Annotated in this window: 23 protein-coding genes and 1 other RNA gene; 12 read left to right on the forward strand and 12 right to left on the reverse strand. The window is 63.4% G+C overall.

Features of this window, described 5'->3' with window-relative positions; genetic code table 11:
• The first annotated feature begins 152 nt into the window (after positions 1-152).
• From ACWGS9_RS18820 to ACWGS9_RS18850, 7 genes are all read left to right on the forward strand, one after another.
• Positions 153-800, forward strand: a complete 648-nt coding sequence (locus ACWGS9_RS18820; RefSeq protein WP_454506652.1) for a thiamine phosphate synthase — start codon at positions 153-155, stop codon at positions 798-800.
• 1 nt (position 801) lies between these two features.
• On the forward strand, positions 802-1,950 hold the full coding sequence (locus tag ACWGS9_RS18825) for a tetratricopeptide repeat protein (RefSeq protein WP_454506653.1): 1,149 nt from the start codon (positions 802-804) through the stop codon (positions 1,948-1,950).
• Between the two features lie 118 nt (positions 1,951-2,068).
• A complete protein-coding gene (gene efp, locus ACWGS9_RS18830; protein WP_149791822.1) occupies positions 2,069-2,635 on the forward strand; it encodes an elongation factor P in 567 nt (188 codons plus the stop codon).
• Between the two features lie 24 nt (positions 2,636-2,659).
• Complete coding sequence (locus ACWGS9_RS18835; protein ID WP_454506654.1) at positions 2,660-3,460, forward strand: inositol monophosphatase family protein; 801 nt, start codon at positions 2,660-2,662, stop codon at positions 3,458-3,460.
• 171 nt (positions 3,461-3,631) lie between these two features.
• Positions 3,632-4,324, forward strand: a complete 693-nt coding sequence (gene trhA / locus ACWGS9_RS18840; RefSeq protein WP_454506655.1) for a PAQR family membrane homeostasis protein TrhA — start codon at positions 3,632-3,634, stop codon at positions 4,322-4,324.
• A 206-nt stretch (positions 4,325-4,530) separates the two neighbouring features.
• Positions 4,531-5,553 carry a MotA/TolQ/ExbB proton channel family protein gene (locus ACWGS9_RS18845; protein ID WP_454506656.1) on the forward strand — a complete coding sequence of 341 codons (1,023 nt, stop codon included), beginning with the start codon at positions 4,531-4,533 and terminating at the stop codon, positions 5,551-5,553.
• Between the two features lies 1 nt (position 5,554).
• Positions 5,555-6,583 (forward strand): peptidoglycan -binding protein, encoded by a 1,029-nt coding sequence (locus tag ACWGS9_RS18850; RefSeq protein ID WP_320215500.1) that lies wholly within the window; start codon positions 5,555-5,557, stop codon positions 6,581-6,583.
• Between the two features lie 89 nt (positions 6,584-6,672).
• Here the strand turns inward: ACWGS9_RS18850 and ACWGS9_RS18855 are convergent, their stop codons facing one another.
• A complete protein-coding gene (locus tag ACWGS9_RS18855; protein WP_454506657.1) occupies positions 6,673-7,026 on the reverse strand; it encodes a DUF1304 domain-containing protein in 354 nt (117 codons plus the stop codon).
• A gap of 146 nt (positions 7,027-7,172) precedes the next feature.
• Between ACWGS9_RS18855 and ACWGS9_RS18860 the strand changes: the two genes are divergently transcribed.
• The 3 genes from ACWGS9_RS18860 (at position 7,173) to ACWGS9_RS18870 (ending at position 9,435) form a co-directional block, all read left to right on the forward strand.
• Entirely contained in the window at positions 7,173-8,654 is a 1,482-nt protein-coding gene (locus ACWGS9_RS18860) for a carboxypeptidase M32 (RefSeq protein WP_454506658.1), read from the forward strand.
• A gap of 71 nt (positions 8,655-8,725) precedes the next feature.
• Entirely contained in the window at positions 8,726-9,007 is a 282-nt protein-coding gene (locus tag ACWGS9_RS18865; RefSeq protein WP_454506659.1) for a hypothetical protein, read from the forward strand.
• Entirely contained in the window at positions 9,004-9,435 is a 432-nt protein-coding gene (locus ACWGS9_RS18870) for a type II toxin-antitoxin system VapC family toxin (RefSeq protein ID WP_454506660.1), read from the forward strand. The genes ACWGS9_RS18865 and ACWGS9_RS18870 overlap by 4 nt, the downstream gene beginning before the upstream one ends.
• Positions 9,436-9,443: 8 nt before the next feature.
• Here the strand turns inward: ACWGS9_RS18870 and ACWGS9_RS18875 are convergent, their stop codons facing one another.
• On the reverse strand, positions 9,444-11,246 hold the full coding sequence (locus ACWGS9_RS18875; protein WP_454506661.1) for an ABC transporter transmembrane domain-containing protein: 1,803 nt from the start codon (positions 11,244-11,246) through the stop codon (positions 9,444-9,446).
• Positions 11,247-11,451: 205 nt separating this feature from the next.
• Here ACWGS9_RS18875 and rpmE point away from each other — a divergent pair, with 205 nt between their 5' ends.
• Positions 11,452-11,673, forward strand: a complete 222-nt coding sequence (gene rpmE / locus ACWGS9_RS18880) for a 50S ribosomal protein L31 (protein ID WP_027166741.1) — start codon at positions 11,452-11,454, stop codon at positions 11,671-11,673.
• 257 nt (positions 11,674-11,930) lie between these two features.
• Here rpmE and ACWGS9_RS18885 read toward each other — a convergent pair whose 3' ends face one another.
• Complete coding sequence (locus ACWGS9_RS18885) at positions 11,931-12,572, reverse strand: TetR/AcrR family transcriptional regulator (RefSeq protein ID WP_454506662.1); 642 nt, start codon at positions 12,570-12,572, stop codon at positions 11,931-11,933.
• Between the two features lie 127 nt (positions 12,573-12,699).
• On the opposite strand from ACWGS9_RS18885, the gene ACWGS9_RS18890 reads away from it, so the two are divergent.
• Positions 12,700-13,176 carry an anthrone oxygenase family protein gene (locus tag ACWGS9_RS18890; RefSeq protein ID WP_454506663.1) on the forward strand — a complete coding sequence of 159 codons (477 nt, stop codon included), beginning with the start codon at positions 12,700-12,702 and terminating at the stop codon, positions 13,174-13,176.
• A gap of 33 nt (positions 13,177-13,209) precedes the next feature.
• Here ACWGS9_RS18890 and ACWGS9_RS18895 read toward each other — a convergent pair whose 3' ends face one another.
• The 9 genes from ACWGS9_RS18895 to ssrS all read right to left on the reverse strand — a co-directional run bounded on the left by ACWGS9_RS18895 (position 13,210) and on the right by ssrS (position 18,296).
• Complete coding sequence (locus ACWGS9_RS18895; protein WP_454506664.1) at positions 13,210-13,518, reverse strand: Rdx family protein; 309 nt, start codon at positions 13,516-13,518, stop codon at positions 13,210-13,212.
• A gap of 74 nt (positions 13,519-13,592) precedes the next feature.
• The gene (locus ACWGS9_RS18900; protein ID WP_454506665.1) at positions 13,593-14,342 is read right to left on the reverse strand and encodes a YebC/PmpR family DNA-binding transcriptional regulator; all 750 of its coding nucleotides are present in this window, start codon (positions 14,340-14,342) and stop codon (positions 13,593-13,595) included.
• A 302-nt stretch (positions 14,343-14,644) separates the two neighbouring features.
• The gene (locus ACWGS9_RS18905; RefSeq protein WP_454506666.1) at positions 14,645-15,409 is read right to left on the reverse strand and encodes a TerC family protein; all 765 of its coding nucleotides are present in this window, start codon (positions 15,407-15,409) and stop codon (positions 14,645-14,647) included.
• 70 nt (positions 15,410-15,479) lie between these two features.
• On the reverse strand, positions 15,480-16,304 hold the full coding sequence (locus tag ACWGS9_RS18910) for a TIGR00282 family metallophosphoesterase (protein WP_454506667.1): 825 nt from the start codon (positions 16,302-16,304) through the stop codon (positions 15,480-15,482).
• Positions 16,301-16,642: a helix-turn-helix domain-containing protein gene (locus ACWGS9_RS18915; protein WP_454506668.1), complete on the reverse strand. Its 342-nt coding sequence runs from the start codon at positions 16,640-16,642 to the stop codon at positions 16,301-16,303. The genes ACWGS9_RS18910 and ACWGS9_RS18915 overlap by 4 nt, the downstream gene beginning before the upstream one ends.
• Positions 16,620-16,901 (reverse strand): BrnT family toxin, encoded by a 282-nt coding sequence (locus ACWGS9_RS18920; protein ID WP_454506669.1) that lies wholly within the window; start codon positions 16,899-16,901, stop codon positions 16,620-16,622. The genes ACWGS9_RS18915 and ACWGS9_RS18920 overlap by 23 nt, the downstream gene beginning before the upstream one ends.
• Before the next feature lie 49 nt (positions 16,902-16,950).
• Entirely contained in the window at positions 16,951-17,364 is a 414-nt protein-coding gene (locus ACWGS9_RS18925; protein WP_454506670.1) for a hypothetical protein, read from the reverse strand.
• A gap of 109 nt (positions 17,365-17,473) precedes the next feature.
• Positions 17,474-18,058, reverse strand: a complete 585-nt coding sequence (locus tag ACWGS9_RS18930) for a 5-formyltetrahydrofolate cyclo-ligase (protein ID WP_454506671.1) — start codon at positions 18,056-18,058, stop codon at positions 17,474-17,476.
• Positions 18,059-18,140: 82 nt separating this feature from the next.
• A non-coding RNA gene (gene ssrS, locus ACWGS9_RS18935) (6S RNA) lies at positions 18,141-18,296 on the reverse strand.
• Positions 18,297-18,416 lie beyond the last annotated feature (120 nt).

Here is an 18,416-nt window from a genome sequence, read left to right on the forward strand (position 1 = left end):
CCGGTGAACCGCACTAGACCGAGGGGCGCCGCCCGCGGCGGCCCCGGTGCCCAACGATCCTGCTTCGCCCGCCTGTTCAAACAGGGCGCTTTGCTCTATGCCGCAATGCAACCATCTTCGCCCGGCATAGGCGAAACCGGGATCGAAGGCCAATGAACGAAGCAACCCCGCCCAACCGCTGCCGCATCGTGCTGATCGCGCCGCCGCTTGTACCGGCTGAGCATATCTGCGCGGCATTCGAGGGTGGCGACGTCGCCTCGCTGATCCTGCCCGACAACGGGATGGGCGATGCCTCCTTCCAGGCCTTCGCCGAAAGGATCGTGCCTATCGCACAAGCCGCCGGCGTCGCGGTCATCATCGCCGGCGACAGCCGCATCGCCGGGCGCGTCCAGGCCGACGGCATCCATGTCGACATGAGACCCCAGGAGCTCGCCGAGACGATCGAGCGCCTGGCCGGCAAGATGATGGTCGGCGTCGGCGGCGCCAAGACGCGCGACGAGGCGCTGGAGCTCGGCGAAGCGCGGCCCGATTACATGTTCTTCGGCCGCTTCGGCTATGACAACAAGCCGGAGCCGCATCACCGCAACCTCGCTCTCGGCGAATGGTGGGCGGAGATGATTTCGATCCCCTGCGTCGTCATGGCTGGTTCCGAGCTTGCTTCCGTGGAGACGGTGGCCGCGACCGGCGCCGAGTTCGTGGCGCTTTCCAGCGCCGTGTTTGCCGACGGGCGCGATCCGCGGGCGGCGATCGCCGCCGCCAACGCGCTGCTCGATGAAACCGCGCCGCGCTTCGAGGATTGACATGCGCTTGCGTGTGCTTCTTCTGGCTGTCCTGCCCGGCTTGATCGCCCCGGCTTGCTGGCTGAGCAATGCGGCGATCGCGGCCGAAACCGTCCCGCTGCCGCAACCCCGGCCGGATACGAGCGCGCCGGACAAAAGCGCACCGGATACAAGCAATTCAAATGCTGGCAATTCAGATGCTGGCAAACAAGACGCTGGCAAGCCGGATGCGGGCAAGCCCGCTGCCGCGCCTATCGACAAGCCGATCCAAAACACCTTGCCGCAGCCGGCCACGATGACGCCGCCATCGGCCGACGCCGTCAATCCCGACCGCTTCGGCGCCAAGCAGCCGGACGCCGCCTATGGCGCTTTCCAGCGCGGGCTCTACAAGACCGCCTACAACCTTGCCATGGAGCGCGCCAAGAATGGCGATCCGGCGGCCGAGACGCTCGTGGCCGAAATCCTGTCGCGCGGGCTGGGGGTGCCGCTCAATCCGGCCGAGGCCGGCAAGTGGTATGCGCTGGCCGCCGAACAAGGCGTGCCGGAGGCGCAGTTCCAATACGCGCTGATATTGCTCGACGGCCGCTATGTGAAGAAGGATGAAAAGGCCGCCTTCGCGCTGATGCAGGCCTCGGCCGAGGCCGGCAACCGGCTCGCCCAGTTCAACTTCGCGCAGTTGCTCGTCCAGCAGGATCCGGGCGATGACGGCCTTGCAAAGGCCGCCGTCTATTACGAGCGCGCGGCCGCTACCGGCCTTGCCGACGCGCAATATGCGATGGCGCAGCTCTATGCCAGTGGCGTCGGCGGCAAGCCGCATGACGACGCCCAGGCGCGCTCCCTTCTGGCGCAGGCGGCAAGGCAGAACTACGACACCGCGCAGATCGACCTCGCCGCCTGGATGATCGAGGGACGTGGCGGCGGCCGCGACCTGAAATCGGGCTTTGGCTGGATGAAGCGGGCGGCGGAAGGCGGCAATGTCGCCGCCCAGAACCGTCTCGCCAAGCTCTATATGGGCGGCATCGGCACCGACCCGGACCTGATCCTCGCCGGCGCCTGGTATATCGTCGCCCGCCGCGCCGGACTGATCGACCCGCAGATGGACGATTTCCTGCAAGGCCTCGACGACGACCAGACCAAGCAGGCGCTGCAAAAGGCAAATCGCCTGCCGTAGCACGCGACACCATGGCGGCACCGTCTTACCCACTCCCTTGCCTCCCCTGGCAATTTGTGGTCTTGGAGGCGCCAAAGCGCGACCCGCGCCAGAAAAATCTCATTCGGATCAGTTCATCATGGCCAAGATCAGTGGCAACGAAATCCGTCCCGGCTATGTCATCGAGCACGATGGCGGGCTTTGGGTGGCGGTCAAGACCAACACGGTCAAGCCGGGCAAGGGCGGCGCCTACAACCAGGTCGAGTTGAAGAACCTGATCAACGGCACCAAGCTCAACGAGCGCTTCCGCTCGGCCGAGACCGTCGAGCAGATCCGGCTCGACCTGAAGGATTTCTCCTTCCTCTACGAGCAGGGCGAGGCGCTGGTGTTCATGGACACCGAAAGCTACGAGCAGCTCGAGCTGGCCAAGGACTTCGTCGGCGAGCGCGCCGCCTTCCTGCAGGACGGCATGATGGTGACGGTGCAGCTCTATGAGGAACGGCCGATCGGCATTTCGCTGCCCGACCAGGTGACGCTGACCATCACCGAGGCCGACCCGGTGGTGCGGGGCCAGACGGCCGCCTCTTCCTACAAGCCGGCGGTGCTGGAGAACGGCATCCGCGTGCTGGTGCCGCCCTTCATCTCGGCCGGCGAGCGTATCATCGTGGACACCAACGAAATCACTTACGTGCGCCGCGCGGACTAGTAGACAACAGCAGAAAGAACAAAAATGGCGCGTTCCGCTCTCCTCAACGTCATGGTCCAGGCCGCGATGAAGGCCGGCCGCTCGCTGTCACGCGACTTCGGCGAGGTCCAGAACCTGCAGGTCTCGATGAAGGGACCGGGCGACTATGTCAGCCAGGCTGACCGCAAGGCGGAAGAGATCGTCTTTGCCGAGCTGTCCAAGGCGCGGCCGGGCTATGCCTTCCTGATGGAGGAGCGCGGCGCGGTCGAGGGCGAGGACGCCCAGCACCGCTGGATCGTCGATCCGCTCGACGGCACCACCAACTTCCTGCACGGCATCCCGATCTTCTCGGTGTCGATCGCGCTCGAGCGCCAGGGCCAGATCGTCGCCGGCGTCGTCTACAATCCGGCGATGGACGAGCTCTACACGGCCGAGCGCGGCGGCGGCGCCTTCATGAACGATCGCCGGCTGCGCGTTGCCGGGCGCTCCAAGCTGACCGATACCGTGATCGGCTGCGGCGTGCCGCATCTCGGTCGCGGCCAGCACGGCAATTTCCTGATCGAGCTGCGCAATGTCATGGCCGAAGTCTCCGGCGTTCGCCGCCTGGGCTCCGCCGCGCTTGATCTCGCCTATGTCGCGGCTGGGCGCATGGACGGTTTCTGGGAAACCGGCCTGTCGTCCTGGGACATCGCCGCCGGCATCCTTTTGGTGCGCGAAGCCGGCGGATTCGTCTCCGACATGGATGGCGGACAGGGCATGCTCGACAGCGGCGAAGTCGTTGCGGGCAATGAGCTCATCCAGCGCGCTTTGCTCAAGACCGTGACGAAGCCGCTGTCCTCTCGTTGACACGCAAGCCGCGTTGACCGCGCGGTGCGCCGATGCGCCCCTGGCGCAAATCAAAGTGCTGCAGCGTCCTTCGCGCGTCGAAAGGACGCGCGGCGCGGTAGTCGCAAAACCGCAACCGAACCTTGAAATACTGACCTGCAACAGCCCAGATTAGGGTAGCAGGACCATTTGATGAACGACACGCGGCCAGATACCCAGCTTGAAATCCCCTTCGTGGAGCGCTGGCATTATTCGCGCGCCGAAATGATCGCCGACGGCATCGTCCATGCGGTAGGCATCGTGCTGGCGATCGCTGCCGGCTCGACTTTCTTGGCGCTCGCAGCGTTACACTCCGGGCCGGGTGAGTATGTCGCCGCGGTTTTCTATGTCGTCTCGCTGCTCACGGTACTCTCGGTATCGCTTGCCTACAATCTGTGGCCGGTCTCGTGGCCGGCGAAATGGATCCTGCGCCGCTTCGATCATGCCGCGATCTATCTCCTGATCGCCGCCACCTACACGCCCTTCCTTGCCCAGCTCAACAACTCGCCGCTGGCGCTGCCCATGATCGTCGTCGTGTGGAGCGCAGCAGCGACCGGCATCGCCGTCAAGATGTTCCTGCCCGGCCGCTACGACCGGCTGGCCATCGTCTTCTACCTCGCCATCGGCTGGAGCGGCGTGGTGCTGGCGGGACCACTGGTCGAGACGCTGCCGACAACCTCGGTCGCGCTGCTTATCGCCGGCGGCGTCGTCTATTCCTGCGGCGTCATCTTCTTCGCCTGGAAAGGCCTGCGCTTCCACAATGCCGTCTGGCACGGCTTCGTCGTCACCGGCGCCGGCCTGCACCTGGCCGCCATGGTCGATTGCCTGGTCGTCAACCGGTTCTGAATCCCGATGCATGTCGCCCAAAAGTGCGCAGCGGTTTTGGGAGAACGACATGCATCAAAACAAAAGATTAAGGCGCGTCGCCTGAAAGCCTTTCGGCGCGACGCGCTTTAGGCGGCTGCGATATTGCCAAGCGCCATTCAATTTGGTCACAATTCCGTTTAGAGTCGCGGCAATTCTGCGGCGGTGGCATCGGAAACGGGGCACGGATGGCTTTTCTCAGATCCTTCGGCAGGCGATCGGACGTCCTGGTCTATGATCCGCACAAGCTGTCGAGCCCGCAGGTCTTCCTGCTCACCATGGTGATCTTCCTGATCATCGTCGCTTTCATCGCCGCCATCCTCACCCGTCAGATCTCCAGCGCCTTCTCCAGCAATCCGGGCCTCAACGGATTGATCGTCGGCGTGCTGGTGATCGGCATCCTGCTTGCCTTCGTCCAAGTCGGGCGGCTGTTCCGCGAGGTGCGCTGGGTCAATTCCTTCCGCGCCGGCTCCGAAACCACCGAGCCGGTTCTTTTGGCGCCGATGAAGGCGATGATCGGCCGCTCGTCATCGATGGCCTTCTCGACCTCTTCGATGCGCACGATGCTCGATTCCATCGCTACCCGCCTCGACGAAAGCCGCGACACCTCGCGCTATCTGGTCGGCCTCCTGGTGTTCCTCGGCCTGCTCGGCACCTTCTGGGGCTTGCTCAACACCATCGCCTCGATCCGCGAGACGATCGAGGCGCTGGACCCAGGCACCGGCGATGCGGCGGCTGTCCTCGATGCGCTGAAGCAGGGCCTGTCGGCGCCGCTCGCCGGCATGGGCACCGCGTTCTCGTCCTCGCTGTTCGGCCTTTCCGGCTCGCTGGTGCTCGGCTTTCTCGACCTGCAGGCCGGCCGCGCCCAGACCCGCTTCTACACCGAGCTCGAGAACTGGCTGTCCTCGGTCACCGATCTGTCGTCGGACATCGTCGTCTCCGACACCTCAAAAGCCGCCGATTCCTCCGAGGACATCCGCCTGCTGTCGGAGCGGCTGCGCAGCCTGCAGGAGAATGGCGGCGGCTCCAATCCGCGCGTCGCCACCGCCATGGCCAACCTTGCCGACGGCATCTCGGGGCTGGTGAAGAACATGCGCTCCGAGCAGCAGATCATGCGCGACTGGGTCGAGGCCCAGTCCGATGAGCAGAAGGCCATGCGCAACACGCTGGAAAAGATCGCCGACGCGCTGAAGAAGCAAGGGGTCCACTGACGTGGCGCTGGCAAGACGGCGCGTCGATCGCCGCATCGACTACTGGCCGGGTTTCGTCGACGCGCTGTCGACGCTGCTTCTGGCGATCATGTTCCTGCTCACCGTCTTCGTGCTTGCGCAGTTCCTGCTCAGCCGCGAAATCTCCGGCAAGGACACGGTGCTCAACCGCCTCAACTCGCAGATCAACGAACTGACCCAGTTGCTTGCGCTGGAGCGCTCGAACAGCCAGGACAAGGAAGATACGCTCACCAACCTGCAGGCTTCGCTGTCGGCCACGGAAGCCGAAAAGAGCCGCCTCGAACAATTGCTGGCGCAGGGCGCCGGCGCCGGCGACGCGGCCAACAAGCGCGCCGACCAGCTTACCGGCGAGCTCAGCAACCAGCGCCAGATCAGCCAGCAGGCGCTGAGCCAGGTCGAGATCCTCAACCAGCAGATCGCCGCACTTCGCAAGCAGATCGGAGCGCTGGAAGACGCGCTCAACGTCTCCGAGCAGCGCGACCACGACTCCAACACCAAGATCGCCGATCTCGGCCGCCGCCTGAACGTCGCCCTGGCGCAGCGCGTCCAGGAACTCAACCGCTACCGCTCCGACTTCTTCGGCCGCCTGCGCGAGATCCTCGCCGACCGCGAGAACATCCGTATCGTCGGCGACCGCTTCGTCTTCCAGTCGGAGGTGCTGTTTCCGACCGGCTCCGACGAGATCAACGATGCCGGCAAGGTCGAGATGAAGAAGCTCGCCGACGCCATCATCGAATTGCAGAAGGAAATCCCGCCTGAGATCAGCTGGGTGCTGCGCGTCGACGGCCACACCGACAACAAGCCGCTGTCCGGCACCGGCCGCTATCGCGACAATTGGGAATTGTCGACGGCGCGCGCGACATCGGTGGTGAAGTTCCTGATCGAGAACGGCGTGCCGGCCAACCGTCTGGTGGCCGCGGGTTTCGGTGAGTTCCAGCCGCTTGACCCTGCCGATACCGACGAGGCGCGCGGCAAGAACCGTCGTATTGAACTCAAGCTCACCGAACGTTGATCCAAGATCACACAAAGTCACGTGAAATTGTCACGTGAAATTGTTCGCCGGCTTCGCGGGGCCTCCGTCCCGAGGGCGTCCTTTTTGGCTCAAAGGCCGAGCCAGAGCACGACGATGGCGAGCACCGCCGGCACCGTCTGTATGAAGAGTATCTTGCGGCCCACGGTCGCGGCGCCGTAGAGGCCGGCAATAGTGACGCACAGCAGGAAGAACATCCTGATCTGAAACCCGCCGGCGCCAAGATAGAGCCCCCAGATCAGGCCTGCGGCAAGAAAGCCGTTATAGAGGCCCTGATTGGCGGCAAGTACCTTCGAGGCACTGGCGAATTCCGGCGTCAGCTTGAATGCCTTGTGGCCGCTTGGCGTGTCCCACAGCACCATCTCCAGATAGACGATGTAGCAGTGAATCAGCGCCACCAGCCCGACCAGGATATTGCCGATCATTGTCGCCTCCAACCATCCGTCCCAGCATTGATCACGCACTGCCGTCCATAGGCAAGACAGGTTGACGCTGGGACGGCCGATCAGGGTTGCCAAGCTCGGCGCCATGGTATCTTTTCGCGCCAGCCAACTCGCAGCCGGATGTACCCATGTCCTTCCAAAAACTCGACGAACTCGGTCACAAACTCGAAGCGCTCGAGCATGCGCTGGCCATCCTCGGCGCCGACGAAGCGACACATATGGCGGTCGGCGGTGGCGAAAAGCGCGCCGAGGCGATGTCCTCGCTTGCCGGCATGCTGCATCGTCAGGCCACAGCGCCCGAGATCGGCGACTGGATTTCAGCCGCCGAAGCCGAGCCGCTCGGCGAGGAGCGGCAGGCGGCAGTCAGGGAATTGCGCCGCCAATACACCAACCTCACCTGCCTGCCGGCCGAATTCGTCGAGCGCCAGACGGTGGCGCGCATGCGTTCCGAGCAGCTCTGGCGCGACCTGCGCGCCAAGAACGACTGGGCCGGCTTCCTGCCGGCGCTGGAAGGCGTCGTGACCCTGGTGCGCGAGGAAGCCGCCTTGCGCGCCGATGCGCTCGGCCTCACCCCCTATGACGCGCTGATGGAACAGTACGATCCCGGCAACCGCGCCGCCGATATCACACCGGTGTTTACCGAGCTGAAGGCCTTTCTCAAGGATTTCCTGCCGCATGCGCTGGCCGTGCAGGACGCGCGGCTGGCAAGGCACCCCTTGAAGCCGCTGTCGGGCAGCTATGCCGTCGACAGGCAGCGCGAGCTCGGCCTTGCCATGATGACCGCCGTCGGCTTCGACCTCACCCACGGCTCGCTCTCGGTATCGCATCATCCCTTCTGCGGCGGCGTGCCGACCGACGTGCGCATCACCACCCGCTACAAGACGTCCGACTTCCTGTCGGCGCTGATGGGCGTGCTGCACGAGACCGGCCACGCGCTCTACGAGCAGAACCTGCCGAAAGCCTGGTCGCATTGGCCGCTCGGCAAGGCGCGCGGCATGGCCGTGCATGAGAGCCAGAGCCTGTTCGTCGAAAAGCAGATCGGCCGTAATTCCGCCTTCTGGCGCTGGGCGCTGCCGGTGGTCGAGAAGCATCTCGGCGAAGCCTGGTCGCTCGACGACGTCCTGCCGCATGTCCACCATGTCGAGCGCGGCCTGATCCGCGTCGACGCCGACGAGGTGACCTACCCGCTGCACGTCATCCTGCGCTACGAACTCGAACAGGAGCTCGTGTCCGGCCGGCTGGAGGTCGCCGACTTGCCGGAGGCGTGGGATGCCAAGATGCACGACTATCTCGGACTCTCGACCATCGACAGCCCGGCCGATGGGCCGATGCAGGACGTGCATTGGCCGGGCGCGGCCTTCGGTTATTTCCCGTCTTACACGCTGGGCGCGATGATGGCGGCGCAGCAATGGGCGGCTTTGACCAGGGAGCATCCGTCTGCCGACGAGGATCTCGCCAAGGGCGATTTCAGCGCCGTCAACGACTGGCGTCGCGCAAAGATCTGGTCGCAGGGATCGCGCTGGTCGACGCCGGAATTGCTCGAGCGCGCCACGGGCGAGAAGCTCAACGCCGCTTACTTCACCGAGCACTTGCGGCGGCGATACGGATAAACTCCGACAAAGCGTGAATTGCTTTTCATACTTTCGGAGCATACATTTTCGTATGATTTCGGGAGTGCACCGTGGGAATTTCAGTTTCTAAAGAACGTGCCACCTTTTCGATCGCAGCGGACATAAAGCGTCGGCTGGAAGAAGAAGTGCCCAAAAGCGAAAGATCGCGGTTCGTGGAAACGGCAATCGATCAGGCATTGCGCGCAACTGCCGTGAACCGCCTTAAAAAAATGCTGGATGAATTGCCGCGCAATTCCAGTGTCCAGGGCGAAAGCACCACTGATTTTCTACGTGCCCAACGTATGAAATGGGATGGTCGGCCGCTCGACGTGCTCGAGGGCGGCAAGGAATGATCGTCGTTGATGCGTCGATTTTCGTGAAGCTTTTCAAGCAAGAAGAAGACAGCGAGGCGGCGCGTAACTTGGTCGATCGCATGCTGGAGCAGGGAGAAGGCTTTCTCGCTCCATCGATAGTTCTGTATGAGGCTCTTTCAGCCGCCTTACATGTCGAATTGCCGCTCACTACGGTAGGCCGGCTTTTCGATCAATTTCGAGAACTGGGGCTGGTGATCGAAGAGCCCACCACGCGGGATTTGGCAACGGCCGAGAAAATCGCAACGTCAGCCTCACCCGGAAACGGTTATCCTACTCTATTCGACAGTATCTATCATGCGATGGCGCTTGAACGTGGCGGCACTTTTGTCACCGCCGACCAGCGCCACATCGCCAAGGCTGGGCAGTTTGGCAGTGTTGTGCTGCTGGCGGATTGGCAACCCAGCTGATCTCCCCTTCACTCCGCCGCGCCCCTGAAGGCGCCGGCCCCCGTCTCGAACTGCAGCTTGGCAAGCCGCGCGTAAATGCCGCCCGTGGCGACCAGGCTCTGATGCGTGCCTTCCTCGACGATGCGTCCGCCTTCCATGACGAGGATGCGGTCGGCCTTGAGCACCGTCGCCAGCCGGTGGGCGATGACGATGGTGGTGCGGCCGCGCATCAGCCGCTCCAGCGCCCTTTGCACCAGCGTCTCGCTTTCGGCATCGAGCGCCGAGGTCGCTTCGTCGAGCAAGAGGATCGGCGCGTCGCGCAGGATGGCGCGGGCAATCGCGATGCGCTGGCGCTGGCCGCCGGACAGTGTCACGCCGCGCTCGCCGACCTGGCTGTCATAGCCCTTGTCGAGCCTGGCGATGAACTCGTCGGCAAGGGCGGCCTTGGCCGCGGCCTCGATATCGGCATCGCTGGCGCCCTGCCGGCCGAAGCCGATATTGTCGCGGACGCTGGCGGCGAAGATGGTGACGTCCTGCGGCACGATCGCGATGCGTTGGCGCACAGCCGCCGGATCGGCGTCGCGCACGTCGACCCCGTCGATGACGATGCGGCCGGTTTCGGGATCGTAGAAACGCAGGATCAGCGAGAAGACGGTGCTCTTGCCGGCGCCCGAAGGCCCGACGATCGCCACCGTCTCGCCGGGCTTCACCTGGAAGCTCAGGCCATGCACGGCGGCGCGGTCCGGCCGCGCCGGATAGGAAAAGGAGACGTCGTCGAAGCTGATCGCGCCCTTGGCCGTGGCCGGCAAGGGAAGCGGATCGACCGGCGACCGGATCGCCGGGGTCTCGGCCAGGATCTCGGTCAGCCGCTCGGCGGCGCCCGCCGCCTGCGACAGCTCGCTCCACACCTCAGACAGCGCGCCGAGCGCGCCGGCGGCAAACACCGAATAGAGCAGGAACTGGCTGAGCGTGCCTGCCGACAGCGTCCCGGCAAGCACGTCGCGCGAGCCGAACCACAGCACCGCGACCACCGAGGAAAAGATCATGAAGATGGCGAAGAAGGTGAGGAAGGAGCGTGCGAACACCGAGGCCCGCGCCGCTTCAAAGGCAGCGTCGACGGCGCCTGCAAAGCGGCCGGTGACCAGCTTCTCGTTGGTGAAGGCCTGCAGCGTGCGCACCGCGCCGATCTGCTCGCTGGCATAGGCGGTGGCTTCGGCAAGCGTATCCTGCGCTTGCCGAGACTTGCGCCGCACCGAGCGGCCGAAGGCGACCAGCGGCAGCACGATCAACGGGATGGCCGCGATCACCAGGCTCGAAAGCTTCGGGCTGGTGACGACCATCATCGCCACCGCGCCGAGGCCGAGGATGACATTGCGCAGCGCGACCGAGGCGGTGGCGCCGACCGCCGACTTCACCTGCGTGGTATCGGCGGCCAGCCGCGACACGATCTCGCCCGAATGCGAGCGATCGAAAAACGCCGGCGACAGCGTCGTGACATGGGAGAAAACGTCGCGGCGGATGTCGGCGACGACGCGCTCGCCAAGCGTGATGACAAAATAGTAGCGGCTGGCCGAGGCGGCCGCCAGCAAAGCCGCCATCAGAACCAGTGCCGCGAAATACTCCGCGATGAAGCTGGAGCCCGCCGCCTGGAACCCGTGGTCGATCATGCGCCGCACGGCCAACGGCAAAGCGAGCGTGGTTACCGCCGCCGCGATCAGCGAGATGATGGCGCCGATGACGAGCTTGCGGTAGCGGACTACATAGGGAAAAAGGCTTCTGAGCGGCCGGACCGAGCGCCTGCGCTCGCCTCCACTGACACCGATATCCGCCATGAGCGTTTCCTCTGGCCGCTTGGCTTTACTGCGCTTCAATATGCGCGAGCCACGGCCTTGTGATTCAATTCCGGCTGATGTATAGGCTCGCCGACCGTTTTAGAAGCCGTGGCTTTCCATTAGCTGCGGCTTCGAGTTTTAAAAAGGGGCGCATCGACGCAGGCCTTAGGCCCGTCACCAGCGCCGGCAGCCAGGAAACACGACAATGAAGGCCGATATCCATCCCGACTACCACACCATCAAGGTCGTCATGACCGATGGCACCGAATACCAGACCCGTTCGACCTGGGGCAAGGAAGGCGACACGATGAACCTCGACATCGACCCGACCACGCACCCGGCCTGGACCGGCGGCCAGCAGACCCTGCTCGACCGCGGCGGCCGCCTGTCGAAGTTCAAGAAGCGCTTCGAAGGTTTCGGCCTCTAAGCCGGATACGCCTGCAGGATTTGAAAAACCCGCCTTCGAGGCGGGTTTTTTTGTCGGCTATAGTTCAGTTCCCCTTCTCCCCGTTTACGGGGAGAAGGTGCCCGAAGGGCAGATGAGGGGCAGCGCCAGCCTCGACGATTGGCTAAATTCGGTGACAGTGCACTTTTTTAACGTGCCTAATTTCATAGGCTGGCGCCGCCCCTCACCTACATGCCGGCATCCGCTCTCGCCGGCGGTTTCGCCGATCGCCACCGTCCCTACTCGCCCACCAGTTCCCTCAGCGCCATGCGCTTGTAAGCCGTGACCAGCCTGTCGCCCTCTTCGCGATCTACGGAGATCGCCAGCCGCATGGCGGCCTCGCCCATCTGCCAGACGAGAAACGCCGTCGTCTCCAACGCGACGGGATCGGCGGCCGGACGCAGCCGCTTCAGCACCGCGACAAGGAACTCCGCATTCGCCCGACTGTCGGCGAGCTCGAGTTCGCGCAGCGCCTTGTCGGCCTGCGTGCCCGACCAGATGTCGCGCATCACCGGCTCGGCGAGGAACAGCCGGTAATAGATGTCGACCAGCTCCGAAAACGCCCGTTTCAGACCTTCGGCGTCGCCGACATCCTTCAGCGCCGCCGCAATGCAAGCCTGGCTTTCGGCTGTGTAACGCTCGGCTAGCGCCCAGACGATGGCCCGCTTGTCCGGAAAGAACTGGTAGAGCGAGCCGATCGACACCCCAGCCCGTTCCGCCACCTCGCCCATGCGCATGGCATCGCTGCCCTGCTCGGCAATCAGCGCCGAGGCGGCCGCAAGCATGCGCTCGACCCGCTCGCGGCTGCGCTGCTGGCTCGGCGAGCGGCGCGGCGAAGCAATGGCGGCATGGTCCGGCTTCGCGGCGACTTTTTCATCCATGGCTCTCTCCGGGCGATTCTTCGAAAACTGGCTTGACGCACAAAATACGAGGGTTTATCACGTTTTGCAAATGTGAGAGTTATTCACATTCTGAAATCAAGCAAACCCGGCATCTGGAGCAACTGAGATGATGAAACTTCTTCCCACCCTCACCTTCATCGCCGCGATCGGCTCCGGCATCGTCGGCGGCGTGTTCTTCGCCTTTTCCAATTTCGTCATGGCCGCGCTCGCCCGGCTGCCCGTCCCGAGCGGCATCGCGGCCATGAACTCGATCAGCATTACGGTGATCACGCCGACCTTCATGACGGCGCTGTTCGGCACCGGCCTCATCTGCCTCGTGCTCATCGCCGCAGCTCTCTTCGGCTGGAGCCAGTCGGGTTCCTACTGGCTGCTTGCCGGCGCCGTGATCTATTTCGTCGGCAACCCGATCGTGACCATGGTCTTCAACGTCCCGCTCAACGACGCGCTGGCCGCCGTCGATCCGGCAAGCGCCAACGGCGCCGCCGTGTGGACGAACTATCTGAGCGAGTGGGTGATGTGGAACCACGTGCGGACCATCACCGCAATCGTGGCGATGGCCTGCTTCATCATGGCATTGATCTGAGGATAAGCAGCCCGCGAATGCAAAGGACCTCCCTCAGGCGGGGTCCTTTTTATGAGACTTTCGATCGGAGTGTCCCAGATCGCGGTCCGGGTCGATGACGTCGCGGACCAACTGCTTGAGTTTTGCCGCATCGGGAAAGCCGCCGTCACGCTTGCGGTCCCAGATAAGCACGCCGTCGCAGGAGATGGTGAAGATGCCGCCGGTGCCAGGCACCAGTGTCACCTCGCCGAGATCGGTGCCGAAAGTGGACAAGAGCTCTTGCGCCATCCAGCCTGCACGCAACAGCCACTGGCATTGCGTGCAGTAGGTGATGCGGATGGTGGGAATCGCCTTCTCGCCCATGCCAGATTGAGCCCCGCTCATATCGGATTGAGCTCCGCTCATATCGGATTGAGCTCTGCTCATATCCTCACCGGTCAGGCCGCGCTGAGCTTGGCCATGGTCTCGTCGTCGACCTCGAAATTGGCGTAGACGCTCTGCACGTCGTCATCGTCCTCGAGGGTGGCGACGAGCTTCATCAGCGACTGCGCCCGCTCTTCGTCGACCGGGACGTTGTTCTGCGGCTGCCAGATCGGCTTCACCGATTCCGCCTCGCCGAGCGCGGCTTCGAGCGACTTCGACACTTCACCGAGATTTTCGAAGCCGCAATAGATGGTGTGGCCTTCCTCGTCGGATTCAACGTCGTCGGCACCGGCCTCGATTGCGGCTTCCATCACCTTGTCGGCGCTGCCGGCCGAAGCCGGGTAATAGATTTCGCCGGCGCGGTTCCACATGAACGACACCGAGCCGGTTTCGCCGAGCGCCCCACCAGCCTTGGTGAAGGCGGCCCGCACATTGGAGGCCGAGCGGTTGCGGTTGTCGGTCAGCGCCTCGACGATCAGCGCCACGCCGCCCGGGCCATAGCCCTCGTAGCGCACGGCCTCATAGTTTTCGCCGTCGCCCGCGGACGCCTTGTTGATGGCGCGCTGGATGTTGTCCTTCGGCATCGACACGGCCTTGGCGTTCTGCACGGCAAGGCGCAGGCGCGGGTTCATCGATACATCGGGCGTCCCGCTCTTGGCGGCGACGGTGATTTCGCGCGCCAGCTTGGAAAACATTTTCGATCGCACCGCGTCCTGGCGGCCCTTGCGGTGCATGATGTTCTTAAACTGCGAATGGCCAGCCATGGCACCCCTGTCGTGTTCGGCTAGAGCATCCCGAAGCGAGGTGGCATCACCTTGTCTTCTGCAAAATGCTCGAATTCAAATTTTCAGAACGTCCAAGGCATGCCAGCGAAGGCACGCGGCGCTCTTTGTCGGAATGGCCGGCTTATAGATAAATCGGCTCAATTCGTCCAGCCGCGCCGTGGCGTCCAGAGCAATTCCAGGAAAAGTGCGTAGCGGGGCTCGGCGCCTTCGCCGTAGCCTTCCGTTCGGAATTGCGCAAGAAAGGGCATTTCGGCTTAGCGGCTCGCTGGCGTTGCCGCGCCCTAGTGCCCGCCGCCGGATCCCTGTTTCTTGCGATTCCGCGCCAGCATGTTGAGACCCTCGACCAGGGCGGAAAAACCCATGGCGGCGTAGATGTAGCCCTTGGGCACATGATAGCCCATGCCGTCGGCGATCAGCGTCATGCCGATCATCAGCAGGAAGCCCAGCGCCAGCATGACGATGCTGGGGTTCCTGGCGATGAAATTGGCGAGCGGCGTCGCCGCCAGCATCATCACGCTCACCGCAACGATCACGGCGATATACATGATGGCGATCTCGTCGGTCATGCCGACGGCGGTGATGATGGAATCGATCGAGAAGACCAGGTCGAGCAACAGGATCTGGAAGATGGCGCCGGCAAGGCTCATCTGCAGCGTGCCCACCATCGTGTCCTGATGGTCCTGCGGGTCGACCGTGTGATGGATTTCCTTGGTCGCCTTCCAGACCAGGAACAGGCCGCCGGCGATCAGGATCAGGTCACGCCAGGAAAAGCCGTGGCCGAAAGCGGTGAACACCGGCGCCGTCAGTTGCACGATGATCGAGATCGTGGCGAGCAGGATGAGGCGCATGACCAGCGCCGCCGAGATGCCCAGCCGGCGCGCGCGGACGCGCTGCGCTTCCGGCAGCTTGTTGGTCAGGATCGAGATGAAGATCAGATTGTCGATGCCGAGCACGACCTCAAGCACCACCAGGGTCAAAAGCGCGACCCATGCGGTCGGATCGGAAACAAAATGAAAGTGCGGCGCCAGGAATTCGACAAGCTGCATGGAGGTCGTCCCCTCTACGATCTAGAGCAGTGTTGCCGGCAATTAGGTACTTTGCACACCTATATCAATGTCACGACCAGAAGGACGGCGCCGTTTCTTCCAGCCGCGGCCCGCGACGAAACGGCGCGATTTTTTCGGCCAGCCCGGTGCGGTCTGAGATAGTGACGCCGACGCCGCACAAGGTCGCCGGCCCGTTCGCTGCTTCGAAGCGGCCCTTCGGCACCTTCGACAGGAAGCGGTTGAGCGGCTCCTCCTTGTCCATGCCAAGCGAGGAATCATAATCGCCGCACATGCCGGCATCCGAAATATAGGCGGTGCCGCCATTGAGGATCTGATGGTCGGCGGTCGGCTGATGCGTATGCGTGCCGACCACGAGGCTGGCGCGGCCGTCGACGAAATGCGCGAAGCACATCTTCTCCGACGTCGCCTCGGCATGGAAATCGACGATGGCCGCATCGGCCTGCTCGCCGAGCGGGCAGGCGGAAAGCTCGCGCTCGCCGGCCTGGAAAGGATCGTCGAGCTCGGGATGCATGAAGACCCGGCCCATGATGTTGGCGACCAGCACGCGCGCGCCGTTGCGGGCGATATAGACGCCGGAACCGCGTCCCGGTGTGCCCTTGGGAAAATTGGAAGGCCGCAGGAAACGCTCCTCGCGCGGCGCGAAGATCAGCGCATCGCGCTGGTCCCAGACATGGTTGCCGGTGGTGACGACATCCGCGCCCGCCGCGAGCGTCTCGCGAAAGATCTCCTCGGTGATGCCGAAGCCGCCGGCGGCGTTCTCGCCATTGACGATGACGAAATCGAGCTTGAAGTCGGAAATCAGCCCCGGCAGCTGTTCCCAAACCGCCGTGCGTCCCGTCTTGCCAACCATGTCGCCGAGGAAGAGAAGTCTCATGCGGCGCTACGCGTGCCAAGCGCCCGCGACACCGTTTCCGGCTCCTTGGCGATAACCTGCAAATAGGCCTGCGCCGCCTGGTCCGGCTCGGTTCTGCCTTGCTCCCAATCTCTAAGCGTGCCGAGCGGAATGCGATAGCGGACTGAAAACTCCTCCTGGGTGAGATGCAAAGCCCGGCGGATCACCTTGACGCGCGCAACAGCCGCCATACCCGGCCGATCCGTGTTGATCGGAGGATTGTTCCTGTCCGCCAAAGCCCCGGCTTCCGCATCCGCATCACTCATGGTGCGCAGACGGTTCCAATCGGTTCCGGATTCAGTCTTGGCGTGCTTGATCATATGCTTTCTGCTCATGGCGCGTCGCCTTTCTGGCGGAGATCAGTCTTATTCGGTCGCCGCGCTCGGTGTAAACCACCGTCAGCACCAACCCATTGACGATACCGATGCCGATGAAGCGCTCCTCTTCGTATTCCATGGAGCGATCCGAATAATGCAGCGCATGGATGTCATCGAACAGGCGTTTCGCATCGAAAAACGCCACGCCGTGCTTGGCAAGATTGCTCGCTGCTTTCTCATCGTCCCATTCGAATTCAAGCATGCCGACCTACTGGAATTCAGTAGTAGTATTGGTCAGACGGGCACGGACGTCAAGCCGTGACGCGGCGTCCGCGCAGCCAGAAGAACCAGACATAGAACGCGGTGAACCCGCCGGTCACGGCAAGGAGCAACAGCCCGCCGGTCCAGCCCTTCATGGCCGCGGTATCGAGGTTCGACGGATCGGCGGGGTCGTAGTAGAATTCCACCTGTTCGCCTTTGGCCGCCTTGTAAAGACCGATGTCCTTTCCCTTTCCGGACCATGGCATCGGCGCGTCGTTGGCCACATAGGTGACGGCGACATTGATGCCATCCGTGGCAAGGCCGTTCGCCTGCATTTCGCTGTAGGGACTGACATCCGTTACGGTAGCTACAGTTCGATGCCAGGCGGCTTGGTGATGCAAGCTTGTGCCGATGATGTGCGCTCCCATCGCAAACAGCGCCGCAGCGATCAGGGCGAAAGGCATCAGCAAATAGCGTGCGAATATAAACACCACGACCCCCCGTCGGCTCGGACTATATTGCAGGAATATTGCCCGACGGGTCTTTGAACCGCGTTAAGCAGATCGCGATATTTTAAGCGATGTCGAAGCGCCGCAACCCGCTCTCGGTCAGTATTTCCGCAATGATGACGTCATGGTTCTCTTCCGGCACCCGCTCGACTTCCTGGCAGTCGAAGGCGATGCCGATCAGCCTCGGCGTGATGCCCTTGTCGGCCAGCCTGGCGATGGCGCGGTCGTAATAGCCGGCGCCGTAGCCGATGCGGTGGCCGCGGGCGTCGAAGGCCGCAAGCGGCACCAGCATCAGCGTGGGATCGAGCACTTCCGCCTCGGGATGCGGCCCGACAGTACCGAACCCCATCTCGACCATGGGCGCGCCGCGCACCAGCTCGCGAAAGACGATCGTGGTCTTGTCGAGGATCGCCGGCAGGCAGAGCCTGGCGCCCTTCTCGCGCAGGGCGAACATCAGCGGCCGCACATCGACCTCCGAGCGCATCGGCCAGAAGCCCGAGACGATCCGGCCGGGCTCGAAGTCGATCTTTTCCTTCGCGGTCTCGGCCATTTCGAGCGCGATCTCGACACGCCAGAACTCGTCGAGCGCATCGCGGCGCGCCAGCGCATCCTTGCGAAGCTGTTTTTTCAGGTCTTTTGAATGTGACATGCTGTGACGCTAGAAAAGGCCGGATATGGATGGAGTCGCAGGAACGACGCTTTCTAGTGCAAGTCTCCCAAAATTGGGAGAGTGACGATCCACACAACCGGTGGAGAGGTCGATCCCGGGTGCCTACAAAGTAGGTGGGCGCCGTGTGAGAAAACCCACGGGTCTTCCCAGGGACAGCTCCCTAAGGATCGATAAGGCCCCGGGGAAAAGTGTCTCCTGCCGGGAAGCGCAGACCGCCGACAGCAAATATAGGCCGATGGTTAGCCGAGCGCCAGAGATACCGGCATCGCGGCTGACGTTATTCTCACTCTCGATATCTCGGCCTTGCGCGCATGCGCACGGCTCCTTACGGTCCGGC

The sequence above is a fragment of the Mesorhizobium sp. Arg314 genome (assembly GCF_053714275.1).